This window comes from Nocardioides xinjiangensis (assembly GCF_017916455.1).
GTDB lineage: Bacteria > Actinomycetota > Actinomycetes > Propionibacteriales > Nocardioidaceae > Nocardioides > Nocardioides xinjiangensis.
Genome location: NZ_JAFMSY010000004.1, coordinates 13848 through 28623 on the forward strand (window position 1 = coordinate 13848; position 14776 = coordinate 28623).

The window sequence follows — 14776 nt, forward strand, 5'->3', positions numbered from 1 at the left end:
GTCCTCACGGACCTTCGCTCCCACGTCGGCGAGCTCGAACGCGGGCGTGCCGGTGCCTTGGAGGCCGGAACCCAGAGCGCCGGAAGGAGCAGCGTCGGGTCGTAGCCGCGCAGGGCGGTGAACTCGTCGAGGAAGCCCCAGGTCCACTTCTGCGAGGTGTGCAGCTCGAGCGAGTCCTCGAACACGGCGCCGGATCCGATCTCGTCCAGGTTCGCCCGGACGGCGTCGGTGAGGATGTGCTCGTCCCAGAAGCTGCCCTGGATGCGGGCGCCGCCGCGGCTCCAGTGGTCGACGACGTAGTTGGGCTGCGTGGCTGTGTAGCCGCCCGACTGGGCGATGAGACCCGAGGCGGTCTGCTTGAGGTCGAGCACCACCCAGGGGTTTCCGTTGCCGGTCGGGAAGGTGTGGTCCAGCGCCCCGCCGGTGACCTTGCCGGTCACGTCGACCACGGAGTCGGGGACCAGTGCGATGGAGCCGGTGGTCGCGGCGCTGCACGCGCTCGCGCACTGCGCGACCAGCGTCTTGAGGCGGGTGGACTTCGCGGTGTTGACCACCGGCTCGGCGAGCAGGTGCACGTTCTTCACGGCCGAGACCGAGAGGTCGCCGCACGTGGCGGTGCGGTCGCCGAGCCCGGTGACCACGACCTTCTCCGCGGTCGGGCCGGTGCCGACGGTGATGGTGTCGCCGGGAGCCATGCCGCCGAGCTTCTCGACCCTCAGGACCTCGTCGCCGGTGTTCGCGATGCCGCACAGCTTGGTCGTGACCGACGGTGGCGCGGTCGTGGTGGCCGGCAGGGCACCGGTGCGGCTGGTGCCGGCCGGGTTGAACTCTCGGCCGTAGATCAGTTGTTGCTCGGCCTCGGGCTGGTTGAAGCTGTTGAGCGTCGGGACGGTGGCCGGGTACTGCGGGCCGAGGTTCTGGTCGACCACCAGCCCGAGCCTGGCGGCCTCGTCGGTGATGACCTCCATCTTGTGCGCCCACGCTGGTGTTCCCCACCCGTACTGTGCGAGGAAGGCGTTGGACTGGTTGCCGGCCCCCGGGACGATGAACGGCGCGACCTCCACGCCGCCTGCGCCGGCGGCGGCCATGTCACGCAGCTCGGTGCGCAGTTGCTCGTCGTCGGTGTACGCCAGTGGCATCCACCAGCGGTACATCGGTCGGACGCTCGACGGTGGATCCGCGAACGTCGCAGCATCCAGTCGCGTGCCCTGGACCGAGGGGACAGGTGCCGCCGGAGCGGCGCTCGCGCTGCCGGGTCCGCTGACCACGGCGGTGGGCGCCACGGCCGCGAGCACGGACAGCGACGCCAGCGCCGCCAGCAGCGAGCGACCTCGCGCCGGACGGGATGGGAGTTGGAACATGGCTACCTCGGGGGTGAGTGCGGAGTGAAAGGTTTCAAGTGACGAGTGACACAGTAGGTCCGCGCGGGTCGATAAGCAACGGTGAGTTGCTTGCAGCGACGTGGGCGCGCCGGCGGTCCAGACCGGCTGGCTGGCGTCTGGGCACGACAGAGGCGTGCTGGCGTGCAGGCGGATGCGAGACTCGCGGCGTGAGCACCGCGCGGAGTGGAGCAACGGACGCACCCCCGACGGGGCCCAGCGACGCGTCGATCATCGAGGCGGGGCGCCGCAGACGCGGCCGAGCGCTCGAGGACGCGATCCTGGATGCAGCCCACGACGAGTTCGCCGAGCACGGCTGGGAAGGGTTCACCGTCGAAGCCGTAGCCCTGCGCTCCGGCGCGGCCAAGTCCGTCATCTACCGCCGATGGCGTAACCGCGTCGACCTCGCTCTCGCCGTGCTCGAGCGCGCCAACGTGCCCGCACCTGGAGCCTCGATGGACGGCCACGGCATCCGAGCGGACCTCCTCGAGTTCCTCACCGGCATGGCTCGCTTCCTCCGGACCCCGTTTGGCGCGGCAGTGCGAGGGGTCGAGAGAGACGGCGACGTCGACGGGCGCGTCAGCATCTTCCACGGCGACGCGCAGGTGGCGATCGTGCAGGACATCGTCGATCGCGCCGTCGCTCATGGCGAGCTGGACCACCAACCTTCAGTGCTGGCCATGAACCTCGGTCATGCCATCGTCATGAGCGAGTTCGTCCGGTTGCACCGCCCGCCGGACGACGACGCGTTGGCCGAGCTCGTCGACACGATCTGGCTGCCCGCGCTACGACACACGACACGCAGCGCGCCGGGCTCGGACTGACGCCACACCACGGCCGGACGACTAGTGGGATGGACGAGAACACCCTCCCCGCGCTGCACGGAGCCCGGTCGAGACGTGAGTACCTCTGGGAGCTCCACGCTCACAGCGGCGTGGCTCAGCGGTAGTTGGTGAACTGCACCGCGAAGTCGTAGTCCTGGGCCTTCACCAGCTGCTGCACGGCCTGGAGGTCGTCGCGCTTCTTCGACGAGACGCGCAGCTCCTCGCCCTGCACCTGCGCCTTGACGCCCTTCGGGCCCTCGTCGCGGATGAGCTTGGAGATCTTCTTCGCGTCCTCGGAGGTGATGCCCTCCTTGAGCACGATGTCGATCTTGGAGACCTGGCCCGACTGGCGCGGCTCGGAGGCGTCGAGGATCTTCAGGCTCTGGTTGCGCTTGATCAGCTTGTCCTGGAAGACGCTGAGCACGGCGCTGGCGCGGTCGTCGGCCGAGGCGGTGATCTCGATCGCCTTCTCGCCCTTCCACTCGATGGACGCGCCGGTGCCCTTGAAGTCGAAGCGGGTGGCGATCTCGCGGGCCGCCTGGCTGAGCGCGTTGTCGACCTCCTGGCGGTCCAGCTTGCTCACGATGTCGAAGCTCGAGTCAGCCATTCTGTGCCTCCTTGGGGGCCTTCCGCCGGGTCCCCCCGGCGATTCGTGGTGGTGTCGCTGCCTTGCTATTGTTCCGCACGGCCCGGCAGGTTGCCCGAGCGGCCAAAGGGAGCTGACTGTAAATCAGCCGGCATTGCCTACAGAGGTTCGAATCCTCTACCTGCCACTGGACGGATCCCGATCCAGTCGCGAGACCCCCGCACGACGTGCGGGGGTCTCGTGCGTCGGGGGCCCGGCTGGTTGACTGCGGACGTGAGCGACCCCTCCGCACCCGGTGACGCGTGGCTCGACGCGGAGTGCCGGCGCCTGCTCGACTTCGGCCGCCGGGTCGTGCACCCGCTCGGCGGTGCTGCGTGGCTCGGCGACGACGGCTCGCCCGACCTCGACCGGCCCGTCCACACCTGGATCACGAGCCGCATGGTGCACGTGTACGCACTCGGGTCGCTGCTGGGGGTCGAGGGCTGCGCCCAGATCGCGAGCGGTGCCCTCGAGGGCCTGCGCACCACCCTGCGCGACGCCGAGCACGGCGGCTGGTTCGGCGCCGTCGGCCCGGACGGCGACCCCGTCGCCGGCCCCGGTGGCGCGTCCAAGTCCTGCTACGCGCACGCCTTCGTGATGCTCGCCGGCTCGACCGCCGTGGTCGCCGGCCTGCCCGGCGGCGAGGACGTGCTCGCGGACGCCGCCGACGTCTTCGAGCGGCGATTCTGGGACGAGGGCCCCGGTCGCGTCGTCGACGAGTGGGACCGGGCGTGGACCGACGCCCTGCCCTACCGCGGCCTCAACTCCACGATGCACGCAGTGGAGGCGATGCTCGCCGTGGGCGACGTCACCGGCGATGCGGTGTGGCACCGGCGCGCCGGCCGCCTGGCCGGCCTGGCGCTGGACCTCGCGGCGGCCCACGACGGTCGGCTCCCCGAGCACTTCCGAGCCGACTGGTCGGTCGACCTCGAGCTGAACCGCGACCGGCCCGACGACCCCTTCAAGCCCTACGGGGCCACGGTCGGCCACGCCCTCGAGTGGTCGCGGCTGCTGCTCCACCTCGAGGCCACCCTCGGCCCGGCGGCGCCCGCCGGCCTGGTCGACACCGCCCGCCTGCTGTTCGAGCGGGCCGTCGCGGACGGCTGGCACGCGGACGGGGCGCCGGGCTTCGTCTACACCACCGACTGGGAGGGCCGGCCGGTCGTCCGGCAGCGCATGCACTGGGTCGCCGCCGAGGCGGTCGCGGCCGCGGCGGCGCTGCACCGGCGCACGGGCGAGAGCGGCTACGCCGACTGCTACGGCCGCTGGTGGGCGTACGCGGCGCAGTACCTGGTCGACCTCGAGCAGGGGTCGTGGCACCACGAGCTCGACGCCGCGAACCGGCCGCAGGCGAGCGTGTGGCCGGGCAAGCCCGACCTCTACCACGCGGTGCAGGCCACGCTCCTCCCGCGCCTGCCGCTCGCGCCGAGCCTGGCGAGCGGTCTCGCGGCCGCGGTGCGCGTGCCGGGCGCCGCGGCGCCACCGGCATGATGGAGGCATGACCGACGAGCAGCCCCGGGTCCTCGTCGTCGGCGAGGCGCTGGTCGACGTCGTGCCCGACCGCGACGGGACGCCGCGGGACCTCGCTGGTGGCAGCCCGGCCAACGTGGCCATCGCGCTCGGCCGGCTGGGGCGCGACGTGCGGCTCGTGACGCTGCTCGGCGACGACGACCGCGGCGCCGCGGTGCGCGCCTGGCTGGGCGCGAGCGGGGTCGAGGTGCTGGCGCGGCCCACCGGCAGTGGACGGACGTCCTCGGCCGCGGTCACCCTCGACGCAAGCGGAGCCGCCTCCTACGACTTCGACCTCGACTGGAGCCTCGAGGACGTCCCGGACGAGGCGTGCGACGTGCTGCACGTGGGCTCCATCGCGACCGTGCTCGAGCCGGGCGCCCGCGCCGTGCTCGACGCCGTACGCCGCTGTCGCGGCCGCGCGCTGGTGTCGCTGGACCCCAACTCCCGCCCGGCGATCACCCCCGACCGCGCCGGCCCCGCCGCGCGCGTCGAGGAGCTCGTGGCACTGGCCGACGTGGTGAAGGTGAGCGACGAGGACCTCGGCTGGCTCCACCCGGACGACGAGCCCCTCACGACGGCCGCTCGCTGGGCCACCCGTGGCCCCGGCCTCGTCGTGGTGACCCGCGGGGGCGCCGGGGCCGTCGCGGTGCGTCCCGGCGGCAGCGTCCTGGAGGTGCCGGGCGTGCCGGTGACCGTGGCCGACACGGTGGGCGCCGGCGACACCTTCAGCGGCGTCCTCCTCGACGCCCTGCTCGCCCTGGGCGTCGCCGGGCCCGGTGCGGCCGACGCCCTGCGCGCGTTGAGCGACCGCGACGTGCTCGGAGCCGTCACCACCGCGTCGATCGGTGCGGCCGTCAACGTCTCGCGACCGGGCGCCGACCCGCCCTGGCGCGCCGAGCTCACCGCCGCGCTGGGCGGTCCGGGATCGGGCGAGGAGTGAGCGCCGAGCAGATCCACGACATCGGCAGGCGACGGGCCTGGGTCATCTGGCTGGTCTCGCTCGCGGTCTACGTGCTGGCGGTCTTCCACCGCAGCTCGCTCGGCGTCGCAGGCATCATCGCCTCCGAGCGCTTCGACATCAGCGCGACCAGCCTGGCGTCGTTCACGGTGCTGCAGCTGGTCGTGTACGCCGGCATGCAGGTGCCGGTCGGCGTGCTGCTCGACCGCTACGGCTCGCGGACGATGCTGATCATCGGCCTGGTCCTGATGACCGCGGGGCAGTTCGCCTTCGCCGTCTCCTCGTCCTTCGCCGGGGCCGTCGCGGCGCGAGCGGTGGTCGGAGCCGGCGACGCGATGGTGTTCGTCAGCGTCATCCGGCTGGTGACGGTGTGGTTCCTCGTCCGCCAGGCCCCGATGGTCACCCAGCTCACCGGGCTGACCGGGCAGCTCGGCGCGATCGCCGCGGCCGGTCCGCTGTCGTACCTGCTGCACGAGCTCGGCTGGACCCGCGCCTTCGCCCTCACCTCGAGCGCCGGCGTCGTGCTGCTGGTCGCGGTGCTCGCCCTGGTCAAGGACTCGCCCTACCGCCGCGGCGACGTGGTGGCGATCAAGCTGCGCGCCCTTGCGCAGTCGGTGCGCACGGTGTGGGGCAACCCCGGCACCCGGCTGGGCATGTGGTCGCACTTCACCTCGCAGTTCTCGAGCACGGTGTTCGCGCTGCTGTGGGGCTACCCGTTCCTCGTCCAGGGGCTCGGCTGGTCCAGCGGCGCCGCGAGCACGCTGCTCATGGCCATGACCGCGTGGGCCGTCGTGAGCGGCCTGGTGACCGCCCGGCTCGTCGCCCGGCTGCCCTACTACCGCTCGTGGATCGTCGTCGGCGTCGTCGTCGCGATGGTCGTGCCGTGGACCGCCGTGCTGCTGTGGCCGGGCGTGGCGCCTGCCTGGCTGGTGGTGGTGATGGCCTTCGCCACCGCGAGCGGCGGCCCGGCCTCCATGGTCGGCTTCGACCTCGCCCGGTCCTTCACGCCACCGCACGAGACCGGCCGCGCCAACGGGCTGGTCAACGTCGGCGGCTTCACGGCCTCGCTGCTCACCATGGCGCTGATCGGCGTGGTGCTCGACCTGTCCGCGTCGGGCGGGATGGAGTCCTACACGCTCGGCGACTTCAGGCTCGCCATGGCCGTCCAGTACGCCTTCTGGGCGCTCGGCGTGGTCCAGGTGCTGCGCTACCGGCGCCGCGGCCTGGCCCACCTGGCCCGGCTGCACCCCGGCTCGGTGGAGCAGATGAAGGCGGGACGGCCGTTCGTGCACCCCGGGATCGGCACCGAGGGCGTCTAGCGTCCGTCCCCCGGCCCGGACGCCTCCGGACTCAGCCGACCTCGCCGTCGCCGTCGGCGTCCAGGTCGCCCGTCGGGTCCTCCGCGGTCGGGTCCTCGAGCAGCTCGCCCCCCACGGGGTGGCCCTGCCAGGACACCATCCGCCACCCGGCGTCCGTGTCGCCCTCCAGGACGATGAGCGCGGTGTTGTGCAGCGGCTGCGTCGCGGGCGGGGCGTCCGGGTGCGGTGCCATCCGCGTCGAGACCCACGTCCGCAGGGCGGCGCCGTGGCTGACCACCAGCGCCGCGTCGTGACCGGCCTCGACGATGGTCCGCACGGCCGCGTCGTAGCGCGCGAGGAACTCCTCGCCGGTCTCACCGCCGGGCATCCGGTGGGCGAGGTCGCCCTCGAGCCACGTGGCGACCGTGCCGATGTAGCCGGAGACCGCGTCGTGGTCGCCGCGCATCTCGTAGTCGCCCGCGGAGACCTCCTCGAGCCCGTCGAGCTGCGTCGGCTCGATGCCGCGGTCCTCGGCGACGGGTGCGGCGGTCTGGTGGGTGCGCACCCGGCTGGACACGTAGATCGCGTCGAGCGGCTCCGCGGCGATCGCGCGGGCCGCCGCGGCCGCCTGGGCGCGTCCGAGGTCGGTCAGGTCGAGGCCCGGGTGGGCGGTGTCGAGCTCGCCCGCCACGTTGGCGTGCGTCTGGCCGTGGCGCATCAGCAGGAGTCGCAAGGCAGGGTCCTCAGCTCGGGGACGAGGGAGTGGGCTCGGCGCCGACGGTGGCAGCGGCGCGCCGGGGTGCGGCGTACCGTCCGAGCTGCATCACGAGGGAAAGCCTAGGGCCCCCCGCGAAGGGCGGACGGGGGTTGGCCGCCCGTTCACCCGGACGTCGGGCGCCGGTCGGGAGGCGCCCCTACCGTCCGCGACGTGGTGTCACGGGGAGTCGTCGGGAGCGTGCTCGTCCTGCTCGGGGGCCTGGTGGTGGCGACCATCCCGCCCAGCGCCGCCGTCGCGGACGTCGAGCCCCTGCAGCTGCTGCGCGGCTCGGCCGTGGGCCGCATGGCCGGCCTCGTCGTCGTGCTCGCCGGCCTCGGCATGCTCGCCTCGGCCTGGCTGCAGCTGTGCCGGGTCGCGTCCCGGGCCGACGAGGGCGCGCAGCCGGCCCTGGTCGCACGTGTGCGCACCGCGACCGTCGCGTGGGCGCTGCCGCTCCTGCTCGCCCCGCCGCTCTTCTCCCGCGACGGGTGGTCGTACGCCGCCCAGGGGACGATGGTGCACCGCGGGATCTCGCCCTACGACCACGGACCCTGGAGCCTGGTGGGGCCGCGATCGGTCCCGGGGCCGATCGTCGAGGGGGTCGACCCGCGCTGGATGGCCACGCCGACGCCCTACGGCCCGGTGCCCCTCATCGGCGGCGACCTGGCCGCGGGCCTGACCGCGGACCCGTGGCTCCTCGTGGTCGCCCACCGGATGATCGCGCTCGTCGGCCTGGTCCTGCTGGCGTGGGCGGTGCCGCGGCTGGCCCGCTGGTGCGGCGCCAACCCGGCCCTGGCGTCCGGCCTGGTGCTGACCTCGCCGCTGATGGTGTCCAACGGCGTGGCCGGGCTGCACAACGACCTGCTCATGGTCGGCCTGATGGCCGCCGCGGTCGTCGTCGCACACGAGCACGGGTGGGTGGCAGGTGCGGTCCTGGGCGGGCTCGCCGCAGGGGTGAAGCTGCCGGGCGGCCTGGCGTGCGTCGCAGTCGTGCTGCTCACCGCTCCCGCAGCCGCCTCGGCGGTCGTCCGGCTGCGCCACACCGCGCGCGTCGGAGCGGTCGCCGTCGCTGCGCTGGTCCTCCCCGGCCTGGTGTGGGGGCTCGGCGTCGGGTGGTTCGGTGCCCTGGCCGTGCCGGCCACCGTCGACACGCCCCTGTCGCTGCCGACGCTGGTGGGCGGCTGGCTCGACCTGGTCGCCCAGATGCTGGGCGCCGACACGCCGGACGACACGTTCCTCGGACTGGTCCGGCTGCTCGCGCAGGTCGCCGCGCTGGGCGTCGTGGCCCGGGTGCTGGCGACGTACGCCACCCGCGACCGGCGCCAGGCGGTGCGCGCCCTCGCGGTGGTGATGGTCGCCGTCGTGGCGCTCAGCCCGGTGGTCCACCTCTGGTACTTCCTCTGGGCGGTCCCGTTCGTCGCCGTCCAGCGGCTCGGGCGGGGAGCGATGGTGGCGCTGGTGGCGGTGTCGCTGGTGTCGGGTCTCGTGGCGCCGATGGACTCCTCCCTGCACGGCGCCTACCTGGCGATCGTCATCGGCTCCCTGGTCGTCGCGGCCGTGGTGGCGGTGCTGCTGCTGGTCACCCGACGCGCGCGCGAGCGGCTCTCCGGCATCGCCACCGAGGCGTGGACCTCCAGCATCGACCCGACGGTCGCCGACCACGGGTAGCGCTCGGCGCGCGCACGGGCGGCCGCGCGCCGGCTGGGCACCGGACGGGCCGCCACCGCGAGCACGGCGTCCGCGAGCGCGCGCGGGTCCGGGGAGCCCCAGGCCCCGGAGGTCTCGTCGACGAGCTCGCGCGCACCGCCGCGGTCGGCGGTCACGACAGGGGTGCCCGACGCGAGCGCCTCGAGGACCGAGAGCCCGAACGTCTCGCCCGGGCACACGCTCAGCGCGACGTCGGCGTGCGCCAGCGCGCGGCTGAGCCGGGCGGGGGAGTCGACGTACCCCCGGAAGCGCACCGGCGCGTCACCGGCGATGTCGACGAGCTCGGACCGGTGGGGGCCGACCCCGTAGACGTCCAGGCGCACGGGCAGGCCGCGGCGGTGCAGCTCCACGGCGGTGGCGACGGCCAGGTGCGGGCTCTTCTCCCGCGAGAGCCGGCCGGCGTGGACCAGCCGGAGCACGTCGACCGGTTCGCGGGCATGCGGCCGGAACGTGCCGAGGTCGACGCCGAGGGGGACGCGCAGCACCGGGCAGCCGGCGGCGTCCGCGACGTGCTGGAACTCCCCGCGGGCGTACTCGGAGGTGACCACCACCGTGTCGACGCTGCGCACGAGCAGCCGGTTCAGGAGGGCGACCGACACCTTAGAGGTCGCGTCGAGGCCGGTGCGGAGCGCGAGCATGTCGTCGAGCCGCTCGTGCGAGAGGAGGACCGAGCCGACGCCGCTGCGCCGGGCCCACCGCGCGACCGGCAGCAGGGTGAGCTTGTCGCTGAGCTCGACGGAGGTCGGGCCCCACTCCTCCAGCACCTCCGTCACCCGCCAGGGCTCCACGATCAGCCGGTAGCCGCCGCCGACGCGCGGTGCCCGGAGCTGGACGACGTCACCGGCCGCGGTGGAGGTGCGGGCGTCCTCGGGCCCGGGGACGACGAGCAGGCGCCGGCACCCGGCGTCCACGTAGCCGGCGCCGAGGGCGCGCAGCGCCGTGCGCATCCCTCCCGACGCGGGGCCGACGAAGTTGGCGAGCTGGGCGATGCGCATGGGCGCACGCTGGCGCAGGCAGGTGAACGGACGCCGACGCCGACCCGGCCGTCAGCGGGCCGGGAGGATGCGTCCGGTGACCTCGCCGAGCGAGATCCGGCCCCCGCCCGTGCCGGGCGCGGTGTAGCGCAGGGTCACCTCGTCGCCGTCCTCGAGGAAGGTCCGCTCGCGGCCGGCCGCGGTGAACGGCTCCGTGCCGCCCCAGCACAGCTCGAGCAGCGAGCCTCGCTGGTGGCGCTCGGGGCCGGACACGGTGCCGGAGCCCCACAGGTCGCCCGTGCGCACGCTCGCGCCGTTGACCGTGGTGTGCGCCAGCATCTGGGCGGGCGACCAGTACATCGTGCGGTAGGGCGGGCGGGCGACGACCTCGCCGTCGAGCACCACCTCCACCTCGATGTCCAGCCCGGCCGGCTCCTCGACGCGCAGGTAGTCGAGCACCGGCGGGTCGTCCTGGCCGGGCAGGTCCGTCCAGGCGGCGTCGAGCGCGGCCAGCGGCGTCACCCACGCGCTGACGGAGGTCGCGAAGGACTTGCCGAGGAACGGGCCGAGGGGGACGTACTCCCAGGCCTGCAGGTCGCGTGCCGACCAGTCGTTGAGGCCGACGACCCCGAACGTGTGGCGGGCGAAGTCGGCCGTCGTGACCCGCTCGCCCATCGCCGACGGCACGCCGACGACGAAGCCCAGCTCGGCCTCGATGTCGAGTCGCCGCGACGGGCCGTAGGTGGGGAGCTCGTCCGTCGGCGCCTTGCGCTGGCCGCAGGGCCGCACCACGTCGGTCCCGGAGACCACGACCGTGCCGGAGCGCCCGTGGTAGCCCACGGGGAGGTTCTTCCAGTTGGGCAGCAGCGGCTCCTGGTCGGGCCGGAACATCCGCCCGACGTTGGCGGCGTGGTGCTCGGAGGCGTAGAAGTCCACGTAGTCGCCGACGGTGAACGGCAGCAGCATCGTCACCGAGCCCACCGGGGCGAGGGCGGGCTCGACGAGGTCCCGCTCGGCCTCCGTCGTGAGGAGTGCGGTGATCCAGGCACGCGTCGAGGCCCACACCTCGGGGCCGGCGGCCATGAAGGGGTTGAGCGAGGGCTGGTCGAAGAGGGCGTGGGTGTCCACCATCTCGGCGGCGGCCACCACGCTGAGGTCGAGCACCTGGTCGCCGATGCGCACCGCCACCCGCGGCCGCTCGCCGTCGCGGGCGACGACGCCGTAGGGCAGGTGGTCGACGTCGAAGCCCGAGCCCGCCGCTCCCTCGACCCACGTCGTGGCGGGACGCTGCGGCGGGGTCATGGTTGCTCCGTGGGGTGCTGGGTGGGGGGCGCAAGGAGGCCGAGGGCGAGCAGGTCCTCCAGCGGTGCGGTGACCGAGCACGACCCGAAGGAGGTGAACCAGCGCCGCGCGGCGGCGACGTCGGTGGCGGCGAGGGCCGCGCCGTCGCGCACCTCGAGCACGGCGGCCGCGTCGTCGACGGACCCGCCGTCCCAGAGGACCTGCGTCGCGGCGAGCACGTTGAGGAACCCGTGCGCGCCACCGCCCTCGGGGTCGTGGCGGACGGCCCGGTGCAGCCCGGCGGTGGCCTTGAAGCGCGTCTCGCGGTCGAGCGCCGCGTCGATCCAGGCCGCGACGGTGGCGGGGGAGGGGACCAGGTCGTGGTCGACGTTGCCCAGCCTGAGCTTGAGGCGGTGGCCGCAGGCGGCGACCTCGTCGACGGCCGCGAGCCAGGCCGCCGTGACCGGGCCGGGCACCTCGACGAAGAGGGGTACGTCGACCTCGGCGGCACGGGCGGCGGCGTCGATGCGCCGCACGTTGCCGACCGGGTCGTCGGCGTCGCGCACCGCGGCCTCGATGCCGGCGACCCGGAGGCCCTTGCGCGCCGCGAGCGCCGCGACCCCGGCGACGGCGCCGGCGCCGCTCGTGAGCACCACGGAGACGGGGACGTCCGCAGGGACGGAGGCGAGGTGGGTGTCGGTGACCACGAACGAGCCGACCAGGCCGGAGTGCCACTCCGCGGCGCGGTCGGCGTAGGTCGCGAGCGCGACGCCGAGGTCGGCGTCGCCCGGCGGGAAGGTCGCGGCGTCGTCGACCAGACCGCGCCAGGCGTCGGGGAAGGGAGGTGCGGGATCAGGGGCCACGGCGCTACTCTAACCACCAGATAGCGGACGCATACGTTCGATAATCGGAGGATTGCGATGGCCCACTACCGAGCACTCGGCCGCCTGCCGCGCCAGCGCCACACGCAGCTGCGAGACGACAACGGCCACCTCTTCCGCGAGGAGCTGATGGGTGAGGAGGGCTTCTCGTCCGACTCCTCGCTGCTCTACCACCGCGGTGTGCCCAGCGCGATCACCGACAGCCGGGTGTGGGAGCTGGGCGACCAGTCACGCACCCCGAACCACCCGCTCAAGCCGCGGCACCTCCGGCTGCACGACCTCGAGACCGGCGGCTGCCCGGTCGAGGGACGCCGCCTCGTCCTCGGCAACAACGACGTCCGCATCGCCTACGTCGTCACCGGCACCGAGCCCTCGCCGCTCTACCGCAACGCCATCGGCGACGAGTGCGTCTTCGTCGAGTCCGGCACCGGCACCGTCGAGACGGTCTTCGGTGTCGTGCCCTACCGCCCCGGCGACTACGTCGTCGTCCCCCGCGCGACCGACCACCGCTGGGTGCCGGCCGAGCCGTCCCGGCTCTACGCCATCGAGGCCAACAGCCACATCCACCCGCCCAAGCGCTACCTCTCGCGCTTCGGGCAGTTCCTGGAGCACGCCCCCTACTGCGAGCGCGACCTCCACGGGCCGACCGAGACGTTCGAGGTGGAGGGCGCCGACGTCGAGGTGCTGGTCAAGCACCGCACCAGTGCCGGCATCGTCGGCACCCGCCTGACCTACGCCACCCACCCGTTCGACGTGGTCGGCTGGGACGGCTGCCTCTATCCCTACACGTTCAACGTCGAGGACTTCATGCCGATCACCGGCAAGGTCCACCAGCCGCCGCCGGTGCACCAGGTGTTCGAGGGCTGGAACTTCGTGGTGTGCAACTTCCTGCCGCGCAAGGTCGACTACCACGAGCTCGCGATCCCGGTGCCCTACTACCACTCGAACGTCGACTCCGACGAGGTCATGTTCTACGTCGGCGGCGACTACGAGGCGCGCAAGGGCTCCGGCATCGGCATCGGGTCGATCAGCCTCCACCCCGGCGGTCACGCCCACGGCCCGCAGCCCAGCGCCATCGAGGCCAGCCTCGGCGTGCAGTACTTCGCGGAGTCGGCCGTCATGGTCGACACGTTCGCCCCGCTCGAGCTCGGGGAGGGCGGCCTGGCCGCGGAGGATCCGGCCTACGCCTGGACGTGGGCCGGCCGCGGTCCCGACGCGGCCGGCGGCGACGGCGGGCCCGCGGTCTACAGCAACACCTGACGCCGCGGGGCCGCCGCCGCAGCGGGGGACTAGATTCGCTCCGGTGCCCATCGATCCCGCCCGGTCCACCGCCGGAGGCGGGACGACGCCGAGGACGCCGAGGAGGCTGGGAACGCTGGGGACGCGCAGGTCGCTGGCGCTGATCCCGGTCGTGCTCGCGATGCTGTCGATGATCGGCCCCTTCAGCATCGACACCCCCTTCCCCGCGTTCCCGCAGATGGGCGTGCAGCTCGACGTCTCGTCCGGCGAGCTCCAGCTCGTGGTGACGGCCTACATGCTGGCCTTCGCGGCGATGAGCGTCTTCCACGGGCCGCTGTCCGACGCGGTCGGTCGCCGACCGGTCATCGTCGGCTCGCTGCTGGTCTACGCGGTCGCGTCCGCGGCGTGCGCCTTCGCGCCGACGCTGGAGTGGCTGCTGGTGGGGCGGGTCGTGCAGGGCCTGGCCGCCGGCGGCTCGACGATCGTCAGCCGCACCGTCGTCCGCGACCTGTTCGAGGGCCCCGAGGCGCAGCGGATGATGAGCCAGGTGTCCGTCATCTTCGGGGTGGCGCCGGCCGTCGCCCCCGTCGTCGGGGGCCTGCTCGTGCAGGTGGGCCCGTGGCAGACGGTCTTCTGGTTCATGGCCGGCCTGGCGCTGGTGCTGGTCGCCGCCTCGGTGGCGCTCCTGCCCGAGAGCCACCCGCCCGAGCGCCGCGTCCCGCTCCGGGTGGGCGAGATCGTCCGCGGCCTGGCCGCCGTCGTCGCCGTGCCGGCCTTCCACCGGATGGCGTGGGCGGGCACCCTGGTGTTCGGCGCCCAGTTCCTCTACATCGGCGGCGCGTCCATCTTCATGGTCGACGTGCTGGGCCAGGGCGAGCTCGACTTCTGGAAGCTGTTCGTCCCCATGATCGGCGCGATGGTCGTCGGGTCGGTGGTGAGCGGGCGCTACGGACGGCTGGTCAGCAGCTCCCACCTCGTCTCCACCGGGTACGCCGTCAGCGCCGCCGGTGCCGTGCTCGGGGTCGGCGTCGCGCTGACGCCCCTCGGCGAGGTCATGCCGTGGGCCGTCGCCGGGGTCGCCCTGATCGCCTTCGGCAACGGGCTGGCCTACCCCAACATCCAGCTGCTGATGCTCGACCTCGTGCCGACCCGCCGCGGTGCGGTCGTGTCGGCGGCGGCCTCCATCACCCTCGTGTTCAACGCCGTCAGCGCTGCCGTCCTGGCCCCGTACGCCGGCCGGTCCGTGCTCGGCTTCGCGCTCACCGCCGCGACCTGCGTGCTCCTCGGCTGGGGCTGCTGGCGCTGGCACCAGCGGACCGCGAGGGTCCGGTCCGCCTGAGG

General features: G+C 73.7%; 11 protein-coding genes, 1 tRNA gene and 2 pseudogenes. 8 read left to right on the forward strand and 6 right to left on the reverse strand.

Annotated features, from left to right (window positions below; translation table 11 throughout):
- Positions 1-86: 86 nt before the first annotated feature.
- Positions 87-1361: pseudogene (locus tag J3P38_RS17905) on the reverse strand (glycosyl hydrolase); the annotation flags it as partial.
- A gap of 188 nt (positions 1362-1549) precedes the next feature.
- Between J3P38_RS17905 and J3P38_RS15085 the strand changes: the two are divergent.
- Positions 1550-2203, forward strand: coding sequence for a TetR/AcrR family transcriptional regulator (locus J3P38_RS15085; protein WP_210439790.1), 654 nt, complete (start codon positions 1550-1552; stop codon positions 2201-2203).
- Positions 2204-2318: 115 nt separating this feature from the next.
- Here J3P38_RS15085 and J3P38_RS15090 read toward each other — a convergent pair whose 3' ends face one another.
- Positions 2319-2810, reverse strand: a complete 492-nt coding sequence (locus J3P38_RS15090) for a YajQ family cyclic di-GMP-binding protein (RefSeq protein ID WP_210439791.1) — start codon at positions 2808-2810, stop codon at positions 2319-2321.
- An 84-nt stretch (positions 2811-2894) separates the two neighbouring features.
- On the opposite strand from J3P38_RS15090, the gene J3P38_RS15095 reads away from it, so the two are divergent.
- From J3P38_RS15095 to J3P38_RS15110, 4 genes are all read left to right on the forward strand, one after another.
- Positions 2895-2976 (forward strand) — tRNA-Tyr (locus tag J3P38_RS15095).
- Between the two features lie 86 nt (positions 2977-3062).
- Positions 3063-4319, forward strand: a complete 1257-nt coding sequence (locus tag J3P38_RS15100) for an AGE family epimerase/isomerase (protein ID WP_210504267.1) — start codon at positions 3063-3065, stop codon at positions 4317-4319.
- A gap of 7 nt (positions 4320-4326) precedes the next feature.
- Positions 4327-5280, forward strand: a complete 954-nt coding sequence (locus J3P38_RS15105) for a carbohydrate kinase family protein (protein WP_210504268.1) — start codon at positions 4327-4329, stop codon at positions 5278-5280.
- The gene (locus tag J3P38_RS15110) at positions 5277-6617 is read left to right on the forward strand and encodes an MFS transporter (RefSeq protein WP_307807941.1); all 1341 of its coding nucleotides are present in this window, start codon (positions 5277-5279) and stop codon (positions 6615-6617) included. The genes J3P38_RS15105 and J3P38_RS15110 overlap by 4 nt, the downstream gene beginning before the upstream one ends.
- A gap of 31 nt (positions 6618-6648) precedes the next feature.
- On the opposite strand, the gene J3P38_RS15115 is transcribed toward J3P38_RS15110, so the two are convergent.
- Positions 6649-7329, reverse strand: a complete 681-nt coding sequence (locus J3P38_RS15115) for a histidine phosphatase family protein (RefSeq protein WP_210504269.1) — start codon at positions 7327-7329, stop codon at positions 6649-6651.
- Between the two features lie 249 nt (positions 7330-7578).
- On the opposite strand from J3P38_RS15115, the pseudogene mptB reads away from it, so the two are divergent.
- Positions 7579-8886: pseudogene (mptB, locus tag J3P38_RS17910) on the forward strand (polyprenol phosphomannose-dependent alpha 1,6 mannosyltransferase MptB); the annotation flags it as partial.
- Here the strand turns inward: mptB and J3P38_RS15120 are convergent.
- The 3 genes from J3P38_RS15120 to J3P38_RS15130 are packed head-to-tail and all read right to left on the reverse strand — an operon-like array spanning position 8871 to position 12178.
- The gene (locus J3P38_RS15120; protein WP_210504270.1) at positions 8871-10055 is read right to left on the reverse strand and encodes a glycosyltransferase; all 1185 of its coding nucleotides are present in this window, start codon (positions 10053-10055) and stop codon (positions 8871-8873) included. The pseudogene mptB and the gene J3P38_RS15120 sit on opposite strands and share 16 nt — an antisense overlap.
- A gap of 51 nt (positions 10056-10106) precedes the next feature.
- Positions 10107-11336 (reverse strand): fumarylacetoacetase, encoded by a 1230-nt coding sequence (gene fahA / locus J3P38_RS15125; RefSeq protein ID WP_210504271.1) that lies wholly within the window; start codon positions 11334-11336, stop codon positions 10107-10109.
- Positions 11333-12178: a hypothetical protein gene (locus J3P38_RS15130; protein ID WP_210504272.1), complete on the reverse strand. Its 846-nt coding sequence runs from the start codon at positions 12176-12178 to the stop codon at positions 11333-11335. The genes fahA and J3P38_RS15130 overlap by 4 nt, the downstream gene beginning before the upstream one ends.
- Before the next feature lie 57 nt (positions 12179-12235).
- On the opposite strand from J3P38_RS15130, the gene J3P38_RS15135 reads away from it, so the two are divergent.
- Together J3P38_RS15135 and J3P38_RS15140 are read left to right on the forward strand one after the other, a co-directional pair.
- On the forward strand, positions 12236-13456 hold the full coding sequence (locus J3P38_RS15135; protein WP_210504273.1) for a homogentisate 1,2-dioxygenase: 1221 nt from the start codon (positions 12236-12238) through the stop codon (positions 13454-13456).
- Positions 13457-13499: 43 nt separating this feature from the next.
- Complete coding sequence (locus tag J3P38_RS15140) at positions 13500-14774, forward strand: multidrug effflux MFS transporter (RefSeq protein ID WP_210504274.1); 1275 nt, start codon at positions 13500-13502, stop codon at positions 14772-14774.
- Positions 14775-14776 lie beyond the last annotated feature (2 nt).